This window comes from Georgfuchsia toluolica (assembly GCF_907163265.1).
Lineage (GTDB): Bacteria > Pseudomonadota > Gammaproteobacteria > Burkholderiales > Rhodocyclaceae > Georgfuchsia > Georgfuchsia toluolica.
Genome location: NZ_CAJQUM010000001.1, coordinates 3,100,514 through 3,118,853, shown reverse-complemented (window position 1 = coordinate 3,118,853; position 18,340 = coordinate 3,100,514). Strand labels below are relative to the sequence as shown.

Sequence of the window (18,340 nt, the reverse complement as noted above, 5' to 3'; positions counted from 1 at the left end):
CCCTTAGACATGCATTAATACCCCATGAGCACAGCCACCCGCCATTCCCGCCTGTTAATTCTCGGTTCCGGCCCCGCCGGCTATACCGCTGCCGTTTATGCCGCACGCGCCAACCTGAATCCGGTACTGATCACTGGCGTGGCACAGGGCGGACAACTGATGACCACCACCGATGTCGACAACTGGCCGGCGGACGCGGATGGCGTGCAGGGACCGGAACTGATGGCGCGCTTCGAAAAGCACGCGAAGCGCTTCAACACTGAAATGATCTTCGACCATATCCACACCGCTGATTTGAAGGAGAAACCCATCCGCCTGGTGGGCGATACCGGCGAATACACCTGCGATGCGCTGATCATCGCCACCGGCGCCTCGGCGCAGTACCTCGGTCTGCCATCCGAGCAGACATTTTCGGGCAAGGGCGTTTCGGCCTGCGCCACCTGCGACGGTTTCTTCTACAAGAACCAGGGTGTCGCCGTCATCGGTGGTGGCGACACCGCCGTCGAGGAAGCGCTTTACCTCGCCAACATCGCCAGCCATGTGACAGTCGTGCACCGGCGCGACAAATTTCGCGCCGAAAAGATCATGCAGGACAAACTGTTCGAAAAAGAAAAAGCCGGCAAGGTCACGATCAAGTGGAACCACACCCTCGACGAGGTGCTCGGCGACAAGAGCGGCGTCACCGGCATGCGCATCAAACAAGTGGAAACCGGCGCGACCGAAGACATCGACCTGATGGGCGTGTTCATCGCCATCGGCCACAAGCCCAATACCGACATCTTCGCCGGCCAACTGGAAATGGAAAACGGTTATATCGTCACCCAGTGCGGCCGCAAGGGCAACGCTACGGCGACATCCATCCCGGGCGTATTCGCCGCCGGCGACGTGCAGGATCCCTTCTACAAGCAGGCGGTCACCAGCGCCGGTTCCGGCTGCGAGGCGGCGCTCGATGCCGAGCGTTATCTCGACACACTGGGCGGCTAGCGAGGCAGAATTGAAGCGGCCGAAATCGAAACAGCGGCCGCCGCCGAGAGAGGACGAACTGGCGCTGTTCCGCGCGGCGGTAACTGATGTCGTTCCCCTCGAAAACACGCGGGTACACCACGAACCCGAGCCGCCACCGGCAATTCCGCGCCAGCGAGAACTCGACGAGGCTGCCGCCCTGCACGAATCGCTGCATGGCGAAGCGCTGGTCGACCTGTATCTCGAAGGCGGTGACGAGGCGGCCTGGGTGCGTACGGGAATTCCGCACAGCGTGTTGCGCGACCTGCGCCGAGGCCGCTGGGCCATCAGGGCGTATCTCGACTTGCATGGCCATACGCGCGACGAGGCCAGGATAGCCTTCAATCAGTTCATCGCCGAATGCCGGACACTGGGCAAGCGTTGCGTGCGCATCGTGCACGGCAAGGGACTCGGTTCACCGGGACGGGAGCCGGTACTGAAAAGACTGGTGTTGGGCTGGCTGACGCAGAAAACGGAAGTGCTTGCTTTCTGCCAGGCCCGCACCGTTGATGGCGGCGCGGGTGCTGTGGTGGTTCTGCTTCAGGCCGCGAAGAAATAAACTGGGGAAAACGAACTGCTCTGAATGGAAGCTGCGATTAAACCGCCGCTTCGCCAGTCTCACCAGTCCGGATACGAACGACCTGCTCCACGGCCGTCACGAAAATCTTGCCGTCGCCTATCTTGCCGGTATGCGCTGCCTTGATAATGGCTTCGATCGCCAGTTCGACGGTTTTTTCATCCACAACAACGTCGATTTTCAGCTTGGGCAAAAAGTCGACCACGTATTCGGCGCCACGATACAACTCGGTGTGTCCCTTCTGCCGGCCAAAGCCCTTGACTTCGGTCACGGTCAATCCGGTGACGCCGAGTTCGGACAGCGCTTCGCGCACTTCGTCGAGTTTGAACGGCTTGATGATGGCTTCGATTTTTTTCATGTTGAAGTTTCTCCGGCAACCTGAGTTCAGTATTCGTCCTGATAGCGGGATGTTATCGGATAACGCCAATCCTTGCCGAAGCCGCGCCGCGTAATGCGGATGCCGGGCGGCGCCTGGCGCCGCTTGTATTCGTTGCGCTTCAACATGCCGACGACGCGGCGCACATCGCCCGGCGGGTACCCCTTTTCGATGATCTCGCGCGGCGACAAATCGTCTTCCATATAGGCCTGGATGATGCCGTCGAGGATTTCGTAGGGCGGCAGCGAATCCTGGTCGGTCTGACCGGGCTTCAACTCCGCCGACGGAGCGCGTACGATGATGTTGCGCGGGATAACGTATGACAAAGAATTACGATAATTCGACAGACGGTAGACAAAGGTCTTGAACACGTCCTTGATCACGGCGAAGCCGCCTGCCATGTCGCCATACAGCGTGGCGTAGCCGACCGCCATTTCGCTCTTGTTGCCGGTAGTCAGCACAATGGCGCCGGTCTTGTTGGAAAGCGCCATCAGCAGCATGCCGCGGATGCGCGCCTGCAGGTTTTCCTCGGTGGTATCGGCCGGCATGCCCTTGAATTGCGGCGCCAGCATTTCGGCAAAGACTTCCATCGCCGCTGCGATGGGTATCTCGTCATAACGCACGCCAAGCAGTTGCGCCATTTCGCGCGAGTCGTCGAGGCTCATCTGCGCCGTGTAGGGCGAGGGCATCATCACCGCGCGCACATTGTCGGCTCCCAGCGCATCGACGGCAACGCACAAGGTAAGCGCCGAATCGATGCCGCCCGAAAGACCGATGATGGCGCCGGGAAAACCGTTCTTGCCGAGATAATCGCGCACGCCGAGTTTGAGCGCGGCATAGACCTGTGCTTCAATCGGGCCCGGCGTCATCTGGAGGCCGGACTCGATGGCGCCATTGCGATATTGAACAATGTCGACAGCCTCCTCAAAAGCCGCCAGTTGATGCGTGAGTTCGCCTTTCGCGTTCAGCACAAACGAAGCGCCGTCGAAGACGAGTTCGTCCTGTCCGCCGACCAGGTTCACATAAACCGCAGGAACCCCCGCCGCCGCGATGCGGTCGCGCAGCACATCGTAACGCTCGCCCTGCTTGTTCATGTGGAAGGGGGACGCGTTGAGTACCAGCAACAGGTCGGCGCCCGCTTCGTGCGCGGCCTCGGCGCTGCCGCTCTCCCATACATCGGCGCAGATGTTGATGCCGCACCGCACACCTTCGATTTCGACCACGCAGGGCGTTCCCTCGCTCTCGAAATAGCGTTCCTCGTCGAAGACTTCGTAATTCGGCAAACGGTGTTTGCGATAAGTCTGCTCCACCTTGCCATTTCGCAGCAGCGAAGCGCTGTTGTAGCGCTCACCGTATCCAGATTCCTCCGGATGTCCGACGATAAGGGGTATTGGCGCGGCCTGCGCCAGCTGATCCAATTCACGCTGGCAGGCGCGAAAGAAATCCGGGCGCAACAAAAGATCCTCGGGCGGGTAGCCGCACAGGGCTAGTTCCGGGGTCACCAGCACATGAGCGCCCTGCGACTTGGCACGTTGGGCGGCGGCAAGAATGCGGCTCGCATTCGCGGCAAGATCGCCAACGGTGCAATTGATCTGGGCGATTGCGATCTTCAAAGCAGGCATATTTGGACTATAGCGCAACCGTGATACGACACCGGCTGCTTAGGGCCCGGCCTGCCCTTTGCCGACATATAACCCGGCCCTCCGTTTGGAGAACCGCAGAATACCGGTGGTGATTGGGGCTGAACAAGCACCGGAAACCATCTCTACAACTGAACAACTGCAATTATATGATTTCCTGTTGACGCAGCGAATAGGTGATGCCAATTTCTTTGGTGAAGCAAGCAACAATGGCATTTCGATAAAAATACACCGTCCAGCTTGTTGACCGCAATTGGACATTCGACAGCGTGCCGTTCAAGGCACAATTTACGCAGCGCTCATTGACCAGCGTGCACATGGCTCCATGTCACGCACCGTGCTGACCTGTACATCGGCATAGGCCCCGGGGAGAATCCAAACTGCGTGGGTTTTCCTGTAGCAATGTCCATCATCAATGTATGACTTTAGTTATACATGCCCCGTGACAGACCGCACCAGCAGGCGCCATCAGAGCCCAAAAAAGTTGAGCCGCCGATAAAGTTATCCACCGTAACTATTCTGTATTGAAAAAACCGCTTTAAATCAGAAGCTAGCCCATGCCAATGCATGCAAACCCGCGCCAGATCAAGGACATCGAGGGAAAACAATTGTCTGCTTAAAAAATAGGCAATCCCAATAAAGTGCTTTGCAGTCACGCATTGCGAAGTTAAACCACAAAGATACCCACAGAATTTGTGAATAAATCAAGATTCACGCCATCAGTACATCCCATTGCCTGGCAGTCGCGGCTTCGCGGTTGGATTCCGCACTTGCTGGCTACTATGTGGCTATGCAGGACAGTAAATAAAAACGGCTTCCATCGCTGGAAGCCGCATGAATACTGGTGGTGATGGGGGGACTTGAAACCCCGGCCTTTAATAGAATATCAACCACTTACGGCCTCACTGTGGCAAGGTTGTGTCAAAAGCTGTGTCAATTTGTTGCCGCCAGTGGTATTTACATTGTCCATGTAGCGCGCGTATCGCTTGAGAGTCATGGCGATGCTTTTATGGCCCATCTGCTTTGCTACCCATGCGATGTCCTCACCGGCGGTCAGGCAAAGGCTGGCGAAGGTGTGGCGGGTCTGGTAGGGGTTGCGGGACCGAATACCGGCTTTGCGGATTGCAGGTTGCCATGCTGTGCGGCGGATCTGTGCGTCGGTTTCCCACGACTTGCCAGTGTTGGGATTGAGGAATACACGGCCATTGGCTAGGGCACTGAAGGGCTTTTGCGCTTCAAGAGCTTCCAAGGCACCCGGCAGCAGCTTTACATCCCTCTCGCCTGCTTCTGTTTTGGGGATTTTGGTTTGCTTCAGGACGACTGCCCGGCGAACCCGGATGACTTTTCTATTCCAGTCGATATCGCCCCATTCAAGACCAATGAGTTCTGATGTTCTCAACCCAGTCCAGACAGCAAACTGGAAAAGGTTACGAACCTGCGAGGAGCAGACATTGAGCAGCGTTTGAATTTCTGACGGGGAAAGTGGATCCGGTTCATCGTAACGATGCGGCAAGTTCTTGATGCGTGCCGATGGATTGCGTTCAATAACACCATCCATGAATGCATCGTCCAGGACCCCGCGCAATGGAATAAGGACGTTGTTAATTCGCTTGCCGGAAATGGCTAGACCGCCGATCCATGCCTTGATATCCGCGACGCCTAGTTCACAAACGAGCTTTTCGCCAAACACTGGCTTAAGGTAATAACGGACGGCGCTTTCGTAACTTTTAACAGTACTGTGGGCACAGCGACCACGCGCAGCCTTTAGGAATTCATCTAGCGCCTGTCCAACGGTTTGCATGGAACGATTGGAAAGACTACGGGCAAGCGGACTATTGGGAAAATGCTCTGCGTAATTGAAGGTTCCTTGCCCAATGGCAAATAGGACCGCTTCACGCTTCCGGGCGGCGTACTGGAGATTCGCTTTAGTTGGCTCCAACTTCAAAGTTTCACGGCAACGACGGCCACGATACGAGAAGGCTATCTCGATGCCAGAACCGCTGCGAACAGTTAAGCCTTTCCTTCGATCCATTGCTTTATCGCCGGTAGGTGAAAGAAGATTCGACCGTCCGGAGCCTTACGGAAATGGACACCACTGAGCCAAACGCCTTTTTTGATCTTGGCGCGAATGGCGTCATCGCTGTAACCAACCAGCTCAATGACTTTATTGATGAGTACCCAGTCGAACATAGTGGGTACAGAATAAAACGGCGCTAGGGGCGTGTCAATAGCCCCGTAGTGGGTTGTTGCATTACCACCACTAGCGAAGTTTGAGGACTTCCTTTGACTTTACGCCGGCAACCTCACCTTTGACGGCCTTCCAAAAGTTGCTGACCGCTTTCATGGCTTTATACGCAATTGCCTTTCTCGCCCATATGCCCTCTTCCGGCATTACATCCTCAGACTTGAGATCGAGGATTTTTTCGTACTTTCTGACTGTGCTTTGGCTGTGCATGAAATACATGACGCGCCAGCCGAATTTACGACCAATCATCAAATAGCCAATAGCGCTTGCAAGTGAATCTGTATTGCCCTGAAAACCCTTGATTGTCTTATCTATCAACTCAACCAGTTGCTTATCCGATAGCTGGTTCATGATCTTCCGTCCGGTTTGGGTATAGGGGTATTTTAGCACCCTAGTAGGCTATTTCATGCCTGTCACTGCTGGTCGGCATGGCGTACGGGGTAATGAGGCCACCCCGCACCCCATACCTAAAGCGTGTTTCTCTGGAGCGCCGTCAAGGGCTTTCGCGGCATAAACGGGGCATGAAACAGATGCGCCCCATTTATTCCACGGTCCCTTGACAGATAACTCTTTATCGTCTCACCTATTGTTCATTGATTTCTGGAATCTCAAAAATCATTGGAACGCTTGATCTAAATGCTTTTCCAGCGGCAATCGCCTGTCTAAATTTCAATTTAGGCAAACTGCCAACAATGTCTTGGCCGAAATAATTCGCCAAAAAATCACTACTCGTCTTATCAAATTCCTGAAACGCAACAATCGTATTGCATTGAGTCAAAATCGTCTTCGACACATTAGCGGTTCTTTGTGCGATGACCATAAGCCCAATGTTGTACTTTCTTCCTTGTAAAGCGATTTGAGCAATGCTGTTGAGAAGTGGTTGAGATATTTTGTCGGAAACTCCCGAGAAATTCCACTCAGGCACTATGGTATGTGCTTCTTCTAAGACCAAGCAAACGCGTTTGCCGAAATTTTGCTCCGTTTTAGCTATATGAAATAGGACTCTGAAAAACGTCTTTGTGTACGTCAATACACCGGATGTATTTTCTACATGCGGGAGTTCGAAAATTGACAACTGCCCATCGCCTTCAAGAAACTCCTTTATTCCTTTATGAACAGCAGCAGATACTTCGCGTTTTTTATTGCGAGTTTGATCATTGTCTTTGTTGTAGTTATCCGCGATCGTCTTTTCTATAAAGTCGATATCCTTAAACAATTGCTCCGCTGTCTCATTAGGGATGACTTGGCTTGGATTGAGGTCATTAAACTTACCCAGATATTCGCCAGTAAAATCGATACAAATAACTTTCGTATCGTCGTCCTTCAGAAACTCTCTAATGAGATTTCTTGAAAATACTGATTTACCGGTCCCCGTAACACCAATAATAGCCATGTGATGCGACATTGCTGTTGCTTTGTTGAGGGCCACCGGATAATTCGTGTTTGGTATAACACCAATCACAACTTCTCCATCATTTATTGCCGGTTCGTCAATATTGGACGCGAGGAACACGGGAGAATTGACCTCCGGAACCCAACCAAATTGTTCAAATTGCAATTTTTCAGTATTCCACGTCCCAAGCTGTATTGCCTCACCGACAATTAAGCCAGTCTGATTTTTCTGTTCGAGAGTCTCAATCTTTGTCACACCTTCGACGATCTGATACAAAACTTCCTTTCCATTAACTGAAACCTGAAGAAGCTGACCTTCTGAAATTTCGATTCGTGAATTGAATACAAAGCGGATGTAGCTAATCCTACTGTTATCCGTGATGATCCCGACGAACCTATTAAGGAAGTCGTTTTTCGGAATGTTTTCAAGTTTGTAAACAACGTCAAGAGTGTGGCGGCCCAACATGGCACAATTACTAAAGATATTTTCAATTTGACTATTGGAAAGTACCTTGACCCATTGCTCTTGATTTAATAGGTAGACGTCCAGTAACAATCCTTTTCGAATTCGCCCATCAGTTGAGTACTGAAACTCAACGAAGTCAAACAAACTCGCAGGACAGGAACGATCAGGTGCATCAAAAAGCTTTACTAGAAAAGTGTTCTTTGATTGCACACCAAATATCTTGCCCAGCGCGTTTTGTTCGTTTCCAACATCTCTTGACGCAAAAAACTCCTCAATCGTTTTTGCGAGAGTCGGCAGGCTCAGTACAATAAAAACGACCCAAAACATTAGGAGCGCATTGAACCCTGTTGTTCCGGCTCCAAACTGCTTGTACGCACCCCATAAAAAGAACGCTGAAAATAGAGACTCTGGCTTGCCAATTTCTCTATTTAATCTCGAGATAAATTTAACTCCAGATGATTCTTCTGAAAGAGCTTTCTGCCTTATCCACAAAAGCAAATAACTCGATAATAGAAGATACAAAGTCACACAAGAAAATATCCAAAAAATAGAATCTCGGTTTTTTTCTTCTACAAGCAAAAGTGAGATTGCCGCAGTTACCGCATTTACAAATATGTTCGAGTCTTTAGAGAAAAAGGGTTGATCGATTAACGACAGTAAGATCAACAGCAGTAGCCCCGACGTAAACCAGAAGTCCTTAGTAATAAACTCAAGGCTTCCTGTAACAAAGTATCCAACGACGACCAGCGCGGCCGCAGACAAAGCAATTAAAGCCAACCGGTAAACTTTGTTCATGCAACCACCTATGAATGTGTTAGTACATGAGCATCTTGCCACCATTCATTGACCGACACAATCTCACTGATTCGTAATCCCAACCCTAAAAGGGCGGCGGCGTACCCCCATGAAGCTCTGGAATAAACGAAAACCACAGTCCCGAGCCATCGGGAAAATGAAACATATGTTTCATTATGCCGACGACTTTGCGATTCCTTACTTCGGCATGAATAAACTTACTCCAATCCAATCCCAGAAACCTCTTAACTTCGACCAAGGCATCACTTAGATCGCGTGCGCTCAGAACATAGCGACGCACATCGTCAAGCGTTTGACGTGACGCCCAGTACCTTTTTTTATTGAATCTCCCGGTTTCCTCAAACATCTTTGATACGTACTTGCTGATGTACCTAGCAACGCGGTCGGAACGTTCCAGTCCTTCCCTGACTTTGATGTACTTGGCATCAACGTTACCCATCCCACGACCACCACAGATATGCCACCAAAGTGGACGGATAACATTGAGGTTAATTCGGCCGCACCAAGCAACATGAAGGTGGAAATTGCCCTTTTCATGCCTTTCCAGTATTCCCACATACGGGAAGGGTCCTAGAACCCTCTCAATGCCTCGTTTGAGCCTATCCCAAGCCTTTGCCCAATCCTCGGCGGTCCAATACTCATCCGGTTCTGATTCACGGCGTGTGAAGGTCGCTAGGTGGCTTGCAGCCATGTTCTTAACCAAATATCTGACCTTTCTTTTTGCCCTTGCGGTTGCCTTTAGGACGTTTTCCGGATCAACTTCTTCCGGAACCTCGCGCTTTCCTCTTTTTCCGCCGAACTCTATAGCGCGACTAATCCTTGCGAGGTCCATGAAACGAACGGTTGCCTCATAGCCGCCGGGCTGAAAAGACTGGATTTTAAGAACTGCTGACAGTTCACCATCAGGAGGTGGAGCCCAATGAGAGCTAATTTGCCACCCTTCTAGCAACTTACCGGCTACCTCACATGGCTTATATGTGGGTTCATCCGTTAAGTGTTCTTTAATCAAGTCTAGGGGAGCGCGCTGCGCGCTCCCGGCGCCGCGCTGCGCGCGTGCGGCGGGGAGCGGCGCTTCGCACTCCGCCGTTCCATGAAAATAGTCACGTAATACGGGTGGAATCCACGGAGCCGAGTAGTCCACATAGGGACTTTTTTTGTAAATGATCGGCTGGACGAATTTTTCGCCAGTTTCGCCGCTCATGACTGCCACCAAAAAGTTGTGGCAAAAATGTGGCAAAACCGTGTGCCAAACGAGCCAAATCGAGACCACTGGAGACCAACCCAGATGGATGGCACAAAAGAAAAAACCCCATATGAATCATGGGGTTTTAGTAGTCCAGAGTGGTCTAGACTTACATCGAATTTGGTGGTGATGGGGGGACTTGAACCCTCGACCTATGGATTATGAATCCATCGCTCTAACCAGCTGAGCTACATCACCAAAAGGGGGGCGAATTATCCTTGTCCGGGCTTTACCTTGTCAAGGAATACCCCGTGGGCGACAATCCGTAGATGAAAGTTGATGTGCTGATTGTCGGTGGTGGCCTGGCGGGACTCTCGCTCGCCGTCGCCCTGCGAAAAACCCGCCTCTCTGTGGCTTTGCTGGAAGGACGCGCGCCCGTCAGGCCGGCTGGATGGGATTCGCGCATTTATGCGGTGAGTCCGGCCAATGCAGCATTTCTCGCCTCGATCGGCGTATGGCCGCACATCGACCCTGCTCGCCTGACTGCAGTCGATGCGATGGAAATTCATGGTGATGCGGGCGGACGTATCGATTTTTCCGCCTATGATGCCGGCGCCGACGCCCTGGCCTGGATCGTCGAATCATCTGTCATGCAGTGTGAGTTGTGGGAAAGCGCCAAGCGTCAGGCCAATCTCGCCTTGTTGTGTCCGGTCCAGCCGGAGGCTTTGGCATTTGATGGCAATGCAGCCCGCCTTACGCTCTCTGACGGCCAGAATATCGAAGCGCAGTTGGTGGTTGCGGCCGATGGCGCCGGTTCATGGACGCGCGCCACAGCCGGCATCGAGGTGAATTCCCATTCCTATGGCCAGCTTGGCGTGGTGGCCAACTTCCGCTGCGAAAAGCCGCATCGCGGCACCGCCTTTCAATGGTTCCGCAACGACGGCGTGCTGGCCTGGCTGCCGCTGCCGGACAACATGATTTCGATGGTGTGGTCGACGCCGGAGGCCAATGCCGTCGAGTTGCTGGCGCTCGATGACAATGCGGTCTGCGCGAGAGTGGCCGAGGCCGGCCAGCACCGCCTGGGTGCGCTGTCGCTGCTGACACCCGCCATTGGTTTCCCTTTGCGACTGATGCGGGCGCCTTCCTCCATCGCTGCGCGCCTGGCCTTGATCGGCGATGCCGCGCATACGATTCATCCGCTTTCTGGACATGGCATTAACCTCGGCTTTCAGGATGCGCGAGTGCTGGCGAAACTCCTGACAGACAAACCCGATTACATCGATTGTGGCGACCATGCCCTGCTGCGCCGTTATGAACGCACTCGCAAGGAAGAGGTCATCGCCTTGCAAGCCACCACGCACGGTTTGCACAAATTGTTTACCCCCGCCTGGCGTCCGCTTTCGGTATTGCGCAATGCCGGATTGAGCGCGACCAATTCTTTGCCCTTGATCAAGGACGTTCTGGTACGTTACGCCATTGCCTCCTGATCCACCCCATCCACCCTTGGAGTCCCCATGAAAATCAAAGCACTCGCCCTGCTGTTCGTTTCCCTCGTCCTTCCGGCATACGTGCAGGCCGACGATAATGCCATCCGCGCGCTGTTCGAAGGCAAGCTTGGCAGCAAGATCGAACAGATCAACAAGTCACCCATCGCCGGGTTGTATGAGGTCGTCGTCGACGGTCAGTTCATGTATGTGGACGAAAAAGCCAATTACTTCATTGCCGGCAGCCTGGTCGACGCCAGGACGATGAAAAACGTTACCGCCGACAAGAAAGTCGCACTGGCGGAAAAGAAGCTCGGCCAGTTGCCCTACGATCAGGCCGTCAAGCTGATACGCGGCAATGGCAAGAATGTGATGGTGACCTTTGAAGATCCGAACTGCGGCTACTGCAAGAAACTCGCGAAAGAACTCAAGCAGGTCAATGACGTTACCATCTACACCTTCATGATCCCGATCCTCTCGGAAGATTCCGCGAGCAAGTCAAAGGCCATCTGGTGTGCCGCTGATCGCGCCAAGACCTGGAGCGACTGGATGACCAATGGCGTGCTTCCGGTGGCGGCCACTGGCCGCAAATGCGATGCCGGTCCGGTGCTGGACAAGAACCTGAAGCTGAGCCAGAGCCTTGGCATACGTGGCACGCCGTTTATATTTTTCCCCGCCAGCAAACAGCAGGTTGGCGGCTTTATTCCAGCCGCTGAAATCGAAAAGGCACTGACCAAAAGCGACGGTTGAAACGGCTACTTGCTAACGCCATTTGATTGAGCAGCCCATGCTCGCAACCTGTTCTCGAGGCCCGTTGCCTGTTTGGGCAATCTGGCGCATGGCAATGAGAAGTTCGGGCTGGCGCTTGGATGAATCGCCCATGCGGGCATCGTCGAGCCGGCCGCGATACTGAAGCTCCCCGCGTTTGTTGAGGCCGAAAAAGTCGGGGGTACACACAGCGCCGAAAGCGCGTCCGACCGCCTGGTCTTCGTCGACCAGGTAGGGGAACGCAAAACCGTGCTGCATGGCGAAGCGCTTCATATTGGCCGGTGAATCGGCCGGCACCAGGCGGTAATCGTTGGACATAACCGCAACCACGTTGATGCCTTCGCTCATCAGCGTCCGCGTGTCGGCCGACAGCCGTTCGGCGATAGCCTGCACGTAGGGGCAGTGGTTGCAAATGAACATGACCAATAGCCCTTTCTCCCCCAGATGCTGCGACATGGTGAATGGCGTGCCGTCAGGATCCTTCAAGGTGAAGTCGGGGGCCTTCCAGCCGAAATCGCAGATCGGGGTATCGAGCAGCATGGATCATCTCCTTCGTGTGGGCCAGTACCGCAAAGCTGACGTTAACCAATCGTACAGGTTTTGCCAATGCCCGGCCGGCAGTCAACCTGAACAGTCACCCTCGGCCAAGAGCGATCATCGGATTGTCCATTTCAAGTTGTTGCAAAACATTCACACCGCCCTTGTGTTTTGCATAAACAAGATGCATTATTTGTGTGCAAGATCATGTAATTTATTGGTTAATGAGTCTAAGATTTAGATAATTGAAAAGCGGTGTATTTATCAAGGCTCAGGAAATGATTACCCACATCATCTTTCGTACCGTCACTCGTCTGCTGGCAATGTATTTGGTCACCGCAATGGTGACAGGTCCAGCCTTCGCGGACGAACCTGCAACTTCCTCCTGGTACGACAAAGCTGTCCAGCGACTGGAAGCGACCTGGAAGGACGGACGGACCGAACTCTATGTGCCGCTTCATGTCTATCACGTCCGATCTTCCTATACGCGGGAAAAAATCAATAGTTTCAATGAAACGCCTTGGGGATTGGGGATCGGCAAGGGAGCCTATGACCAGGATGGTGACTGGCATGGTGTATATGTCATGGAATTCAAGGACTCCCACTCCATGCCGGAATACCTGGGCGGGTATGGCTATAAGACCTTCTGGCCGCTTCACGATGAATTAAAGTTCGGTCTTGGCTACGCGGCTTTTATAACTGCTCGTGCAGACATCGGCCACTACACGCCCATCCCCGGGGTTCTCCCAATGGCATCACTGGAATACCAAAGGTATTCACTTGATACCATCTACTTACCCGGTGGTCATGGTCGCGGCAACATTTTCATTTTCTGGGGCAAGGTCCGCTTTTAAGAAAACGGGTCAATACTGGTGCTGCTCGCAAGCAAACTGACCCGCTAAATTCGTGCGCACTAATAATGCGCGAGGATCGTGTAAGTACGATCTGCGTCGAATTCCGATTCGACCAGAACATAGCTGTCGACATCCCAATCGATAAGTGGCTGTTGTTCCGGCAACGCCGCTTCGCCCGCATGCCGGGCAAGCGTGATATGCGGTTGAAATTCACGCGCATCAAGCGGCAGGTCGAGACGTTGCAAGGCGCAACCGAGCGTTGCTTGCAGTTGCATGATCCCAGCGGGAATCATGCGTGGCCGCAGTACGGCGATACCGTGTGGCCAGAGTTCGGGATAGCCGAGTTGAAGACGAAATGGCTCAAAGTTAACACGGAGTTGCTGCTGAAGTTCAGGCAGCCGTTCGCGCTCAACGTCGCCGATGAAATGCAACGTCAGGTGCAGTTTCTCGGTACGCACCGGCGCGGCCTTGGGGGGCCAGCGCCAGGTGTTTCGGTGTTGCCTTATGGCCGCGCGCATTTCCGGCCCTGGCCATAGGGCGAGGAACATACGGGCCTTGTCGTGAGACATCATCAGACTACCAGTTCTCCTTTATTATGAAGAACCACGAAACAGTGATCAAAATAGTAAACCTAAAAACGGCAGAAACAATCCACCGAGGATATAACCACAAGGAAACCCCTGTGGGACAGAGAAAAGCCTTCAAAGCCACACTGCTCAATCTTCAACGCGCACAATTGTTTTTTGTTAAGCGCGCGTCGTCACTCTCAAATCAGGGTCTTTTCATTACAAGCAGTTACAACAGAATTCAATCAATTTATAAATCACGCCCCTTTGGGGGGCACCATACGAACAATCGACGGCCCATTTTTTTGGATCCAGTGACGGAGAACGAATGAAACTGAAACTGCTGTGGTTGGCTTTAGTGTTTGCATTGGCGACAACAGCGCAGGCTGCGTCGCTTGTCTCGGGAATGCCACCTCCTCCCCCGGAGCTGAAGCCAGCACAGCAACAGACGCAGGCAGCGCATCTGGTGGCTGGACTGTTAACCCGCTATCACTACAAAGCGATGCCGCTCGACAATGCCATGTCGGAAAAAATATTCGACCATTATCTGAAGGCCCTTGATTCCGAGAAGATATTTTTCGTTCAGTCCGACATTGACCAACTGACCGGCTTTAGAACTCAACTCGATGATGCCATCCTCAAGGAGGATCTTGCGGCTCCCTTTGTGATTTTCAATCTCTACGCGCAGCGAGTATCCGCGCGTTTTGCTTATGCCAGATCCTTGCTCAGCGAGGGGTTTGATTTTCAGCAGAAGGAAAGTTATCAATACGAGCGCGAAAAGGAAACCTGGCCGAAATCCGAGATTGAGATGCGCGAGGTATGGCGAAAGCGGGTCAAGAACGACTGGCTACGCCTCAAGCTCGCCGGGAAAGACGACAAGAGCATCGCCGAAACCTTGAATAAGCGTTATAACAATTCCCAGAAGCGCATCAGCCAGGTAACGAGCAATGATGCCTTTCAGACATTCATGAATGCCTACACCATGGCCATTGAACCTCATACCAACTACATGGGGCCTCGGACGGCGGAGGAATTCGATATAGCGATGAAACTTTCTTTGGTCGGGATAGGCGCTGTGTTGGCAGAAAAGGACGACTACACCACCATTCGGGAACTCGTCCCCGGCGGTCCCGCCGCCCTGTCGGGCCAACTAAAAATCGGGGACCGCATTCTCGGCGTTGCTCAAGGTGAACATGGCGTCATGATGGATATCGTGGGCTGGCGTCTGGACGATACTGTTGCCTTGATTCGCGGTGCGGCCGATTCAACCGTCCTGCTTGATGTGCTCCCTGCGGGCGCGGGTCCGGATGACAAACATCAATTGGTTTCACTCATTCGGAAAAAAATCACTCTGGAAGAGCAGTCTGCCAAAAAGTCCGTCCTCTCGGTGAAGGAGGGGAATATCTCCCGCCGCATCGGCGTGATATCGCTGCCCGGCTTCTATGAAGATGTCGAAGCCCGACAACAAGGCGACGTGCATTTCAAAAGCGCATCCCGCGATGTTGCACGCCTATTGGGCGAATTAAAAAAGGAAAAGGTCGACGCCGTACTGGTCGATTTGCGCAATAACGGTGGTGGCTCATTGTCAGAAGCGATTGAACTCACCGGCTTGTTTATCGGCAGGGGGCCTGTGGTGCAAACGCGCAATGCGCAGGGTAACGTTGCCGTCGAAGGCGACAACAACGTGAGTGTTGCCTGGAAGGGTCCCCTTGGCGTCCTGATCAACCGTAGTTCGGCATCGGCTTCCGAGATTTTTGCTGCCGCGATTCAAGACTATGGCCGCGGTTTGGTTATCGGTGAACCGAGTTTTGGGAAAGGCACTGTGCAAACCATGATCGATCTCGATCAAATTGCCAAAAACGACAAGCCGGTATTCGGCGAACTGAAATTGACCATTGCCCAGTTCTTCCGTGTCAACGGCGGCACAACGCAGCTCCGGGGTGTAGCGCCGGACATCGGCTTCCCCGCTGTGACTGACGTGGAAGACTTTGGCGAATCCAGTTTTGACAATGCGCTCCCCTGGATGCAGGTCAAGGCTGCCAGTTATTCACCGGCCGGCAACTTGAAATCTTTGCAGCCCATCTTGCTGGCCCGCCACGAAGCCCGAGCGAAGAGCGACAAGGACTTTTTGTGCCTGCAGGAAGACATTGCCAGGTTCAGGCTTCAAAGCGGGAAGCACCTGGTTTCACTGAACGAGGCGGAACGGCGCAAGGAACGGGAGGACCAAGAGGCACGCCAGGCGTCATGCGCGGCAGGGAGCGAGGCTGGCATGAATGCGCAAGGCAAAGTTGTGGGCAGAAAACCCGCGCCCGGGAATAACAAGCCGTTTCGTGACGATGGTCTGCAAGCCGATGAACGCAACCTGGCCACTGAATTGGCGGCTGAAAATGCAAACAAAAATGCCAAGGATGTTTTGCTGAATGAAGCCGTTCATATCCTTGGTGACGAAGTAGGCCTGCTAAAACCAGGCTCCAGGTTCGCGGCCAGTATCAGTCCAGGTGCTCCACTGCACCCCGATTGAGCACGGAGGCAAGGTGCCGCATTGGCGATGGGCGATGCGGCCTCAAGAAAACACGCTTGTCGCAATGACCGCCAACTACCGCTACTTTTTGCACAACAGTACCGCATCTCCTTGTTAGAATGATAAGTCCAGTCTTGAGTGTAAATAACCGGAAAAATGTTCCCCCATCAGGATCGCCAGGTCACCCGGGAATCCCTGCTGAATGCAGCGGCGGAAGCCTTCATGGAAAAAGGCTACCGGGCCAACATCGACGATATTGCCCTGCGCGCAGGAGTCGTCAAGCAGACGCTTTACAATCATTTTCCGAGCAAGGACATTCTCTTCGCCGAGGTTATCCGGACGGCGATCCGCTCCATCCTGGTTACCCTGGAAACGGAAGAAGGGGACCTTCGAAGCAATCTAATCCGCTTTGCCACCACATATCGGGAAAAAGTCCTGGGGCCGGGCGGTTTGTCCATGTTCCGCACCATCGTGGCGGAAGCACCGCGTCTCCCGGAACTTGCCGGCAACTTCTTCGCCGAAGGCCCGCGGGAAACCATCCGGGTTCTCTCGCGCTTCCTGGCGAAAGCGATGGAGCGCTCACAGTTGCGCCGCGATGATCCGGAGTTCGCCGCCGAGATGCTAACCGGCATGCTGTCCAATTACGACCGGCTGCGTGGCCTGATAAACATGGAAACCGGGATGCTATCTGACACCAAAAAAACCGAACGCGTCGTCGATTGTTTCTTGCGGGCCTACCTCCCCCAATGAGGATCATTATGAAACTCCACCGAATTGCCCTGCTGCTATTAATCCCTGCCTTCCTCTCGGCCTGCGGCGGGGACAAGAAGAGTCCGGGCATGGCTGCGCCTGGCGCGATGCCGCCACCCGAGGTCGATGTGATCACTGTCGCCTCTTCGTCGGCAACGCTGACGCAGGAACTGCCGGGCCGACTTCAGGCGGTGCGTACCGCGCAGGTGAGGGCTCGCGTGGAAGGGGTGGTCGAGAAACGCCAGTTCGAGGAAGGCAGCGATATCGCCGCCGGCAAGAGCCTGTACCTGATCGAACCGCGCACCTACAAGGCGGACGCGGATTCGGCCGAGGCCGATGTTGCCGTGGCCAGACTAACCGTCGAGCGCTACAAGCCCCTGCTCGGAATCAAGGCAGTCAGCCAGCAGGAATACGATCAGGCTGTCGCCAAGGTCAAGCAGGCCGAAGCAGCGCTGGCCAAGGCGAAACTCGACCTCGAAAACGCGAAGGTACTGGCACCCATTTCCGGCCGCATCGGCCGCACCATGGTTACCGAGGGTGCGCTGGTCGGCAGGGGCGAGGCGACGCTCCTGGCAACCATCGAGCAACTTGACCCGATTTACGTTAATTTCACCCAAAGCAATGCCGATGTGCTGCGCCTGCAGCAGGCCATCAAGGCGGGCAAGCTGAAACGGTCCGGGCAAATGCGGGTAAATCTGGTGCTGGAAGATGGCAGTCTCTACCCGCAGCCCGGCAAGTTGATATTCTCCGATCTCGCCGTTGATCCGAACACGGGATCGATCCAGTTACGCGCCTTGTTCCCCAATCCGAAGCGCGAACTGCTGCCCGGCACCTTCGTCCGCATCCGCGTGCCGCAAGCCGAAATGGACAAGGCCATCAAGTTGCCGCAGCGGGCGGTCCAGATATCGCCGCAGGGCCAGTCGGTCATGATTGTCAATGCCGAGGGCAAGGCCACGCCGTTGCCGGTCAAAACCGGGGCCATGTCCGGCGCCGACTGGATTATCGAGGAGGGACTCAAGGGTGGCGAGCAGGTGATCGTGAATGGCCTGCAGAAAGCCCGCCCCGGCAACCCGGTGAAGCCGGTGCCATGGAATCCTGTCGCAACGCTGCTTCCTGCCGCCGCGCTGCCAGCGCCAGCCGGCGCGAAAAAGTAGGCGCAAGTA

17 protein-coding genes and 1 tRNA gene are annotated in these 18,340 nt (G+C 54.0%); 8 read left to right on the top strand and 10 right to left on the bottom strand.

Going from position 1 to position 18,340, the window contains the following annotated elements:
* The first annotated feature begins 24 nt into the window (after positions 1 to 24).
* Together trxB and K5E80_RS14800 are read left to right on the top strand one after the other, a co-directional pair.
* On the top strand, positions 25 to 984 hold the full coding sequence (gene trxB, locus K5E80_RS14805; protein ID WP_220636886.1) for a thioredoxin-disulfide reductase: 960 nt from the start codon (positions 25 to 27) through the stop codon (positions 982 to 984).
* Positions 950 to 1,561: a Smr/MutS family protein gene (locus tag K5E80_RS14800; RefSeq protein ID WP_220636885.1), complete on the top strand. Its 612-nt coding sequence runs from the start codon at positions 950 to 952 to the stop codon at positions 1,559 to 1,561. The genes trxB and K5E80_RS14800 overlap by 35 nt, the downstream gene beginning before the upstream one ends.
* Positions 1,562 to 1,598: 37 nt before the next feature.
* On the opposite strand, the gene K5E80_RS14795 is transcribed toward K5E80_RS14800, so the two are convergent.
* The 8 genes from K5E80_RS14795 to K5E80_RS14760 all read right to left on the bottom strand — a co-directional run bounded on the left by K5E80_RS14795 (position 1,599) and on the right by K5E80_RS14760 (position 9,955).
* The gene (locus K5E80_RS14795; RefSeq protein ID WP_220636884.1) at positions 1,599 to 1,937 is read right to left on the bottom strand and encodes a P-II family nitrogen regulator; all 339 of its coding nucleotides are present in this window, start codon (positions 1,935 to 1,937) and stop codon (positions 1,599 to 1,601) included.
* Between the two features lie 26 nt (positions 1,938 to 1,963).
* Positions 1,964 to 3,577, bottom strand: a complete 1,614-nt coding sequence (locus K5E80_RS14790) for an NAD+ synthase (RefSeq protein ID WP_220636883.1) — start codon at positions 3,575 to 3,577, stop codon at positions 1,964 to 1,966.
* Positions 3,578 to 4,481: 904 nt separating this feature from the next.
* Entirely contained in the window at positions 4,482 to 5,627 is a 1,146-nt protein-coding gene (locus K5E80_RS14785) for a tyrosine-type recombinase/integrase (RefSeq protein WP_220636882.1), read from the bottom strand.
* Positions 5,606 to 5,785: an excisionase family protein gene (xisR, locus tag K5E80_RS14780; protein ID WP_220636881.1), complete on the bottom strand. Its 180-nt coding sequence runs from the start codon at positions 5,783 to 5,785 to the stop codon at positions 5,606 to 5,608. The genes K5E80_RS14785 and xisR overlap by 22 nt, the downstream gene beginning before the upstream one ends.
* Positions 5,786 to 5,855: 70 nt before the next feature.
* Positions 5,856 to 6,191, bottom strand: a complete 336-nt coding sequence (locus K5E80_RS14775) for a hypothetical protein (RefSeq protein ID WP_220636880.1) — start codon at positions 6,189 to 6,191, stop codon at positions 5,856 to 5,858.
* A 232-nt stretch (positions 6,192 to 6,423) separates the two neighbouring features.
* Positions 6,424 to 8,493, bottom strand: a complete 2,070-nt coding sequence (locus K5E80_RS14770; protein ID WP_220636879.1) for an ATP-binding protein — start codon at positions 8,491 to 8,493, stop codon at positions 6,424 to 6,426.
* An 85-nt stretch (positions 8,494 to 8,578) separates the two neighbouring features.
* Entirely contained in the window at positions 8,579 to 9,715 is a 1,137-nt protein-coding gene (locus tag K5E80_RS14765; protein ID WP_220636878.1) for a rolling circle replication-associated protein, read from the bottom strand.
* Positions 9,716 to 9,878: 163 nt separating this feature from the next.
* Positions 9,879 to 9,955, bottom strand: a tRNA-Met gene (locus tag K5E80_RS14760).
* Positions 9,956 to 10,026: 71 nt separating this feature from the next.
* Here K5E80_RS14760 and K5E80_RS14755 point away from each other — a divergent pair.
* Together K5E80_RS14755 and K5E80_RS14750 are read left to right on the top strand one after the other, a co-directional pair.
* Positions 10,027 to 11,184 (top strand): UbiH/UbiF family hydroxylase, encoded by a 1,158-nt coding sequence (locus K5E80_RS14755; protein ID WP_220636877.1) that lies wholly within the window; start codon positions 10,027 to 10,029, stop codon positions 11,182 to 11,184.
* Between the two features lie 27 nt (positions 11,185 to 11,211).
* Entirely contained in the window at positions 11,212 to 11,931 is a 720-nt protein-coding gene (locus K5E80_RS14750; protein ID WP_220636876.1) for a DsbC family protein, read from the top strand.
* 12 nt (positions 11,932 to 11,943) lie between these two features.
* Here K5E80_RS14750 and K5E80_RS14745 read toward each other — a convergent pair whose 3' ends face one another.
* Entirely contained in the window at positions 11,944 to 12,489 is a 546-nt protein-coding gene (locus K5E80_RS14745; RefSeq protein WP_220636875.1) for a thioredoxin family protein, read from the bottom strand.
* A 242-nt stretch (positions 12,490 to 12,731) separates the two neighbouring features.
* Between K5E80_RS14745 and pagP the strand changes: the two genes are divergently transcribed.
* Entirely contained in the window at positions 12,732 to 13,340 is a 609-nt protein-coding gene (gene pagP / locus K5E80_RS14740) for a lipid IV(A) palmitoyltransferase PagP (RefSeq protein ID WP_220636874.1), read from the top strand.
* 59 nt (positions 13,341 to 13,399) lie between these two features.
* Here pagP and thpR read toward each other — a convergent pair whose 3' ends face one another.
* Entirely contained in the window at positions 13,400 to 13,912 is a 513-nt protein-coding gene (gene thpR / locus K5E80_RS14735; protein WP_220636873.1) for an RNA 2',3'-cyclic phosphodiesterase, read from the bottom strand.
* Positions 13,913 to 14,234: 322 nt separating this feature from the next.
* Here thpR and K5E80_RS14730 point away from each other — a divergent pair, with 322 nt between their 5' ends.
* The 3 genes from K5E80_RS14730 (at position 14,235) to K5E80_RS14720 (ending at position 18,331) form a co-directional block, all read left to right on the top strand.
* Positions 14,235 to 16,427 (top strand): carboxy terminal-processing peptidase, encoded by a 2,193-nt coding sequence (locus tag K5E80_RS14730; protein ID WP_220636872.1) that lies wholly within the window; start codon positions 14,235 to 14,237, stop codon positions 16,425 to 16,427.
* A gap of 156 nt (positions 16,428 to 16,583) precedes the next feature.
* Positions 16,584 to 17,177, top strand: coding sequence for a TetR/AcrR family transcriptional regulator (locus K5E80_RS14725; RefSeq protein ID WP_281420305.1), 594 nt, complete (start codon positions 16,584 to 16,586; stop codon positions 17,175 to 17,177).
* Positions 17,178 to 17,185: 8 nt separating this feature from the next.
* A complete protein-coding gene (locus K5E80_RS14720) occupies positions 17,186 to 18,331 on the top strand; it encodes an efflux RND transporter periplasmic adaptor subunit (RefSeq protein ID WP_220636871.1) in 1,146 nt (381 codons plus the stop codon).
* Positions 18,332 to 18,340 lie beyond the last annotated feature (9 nt).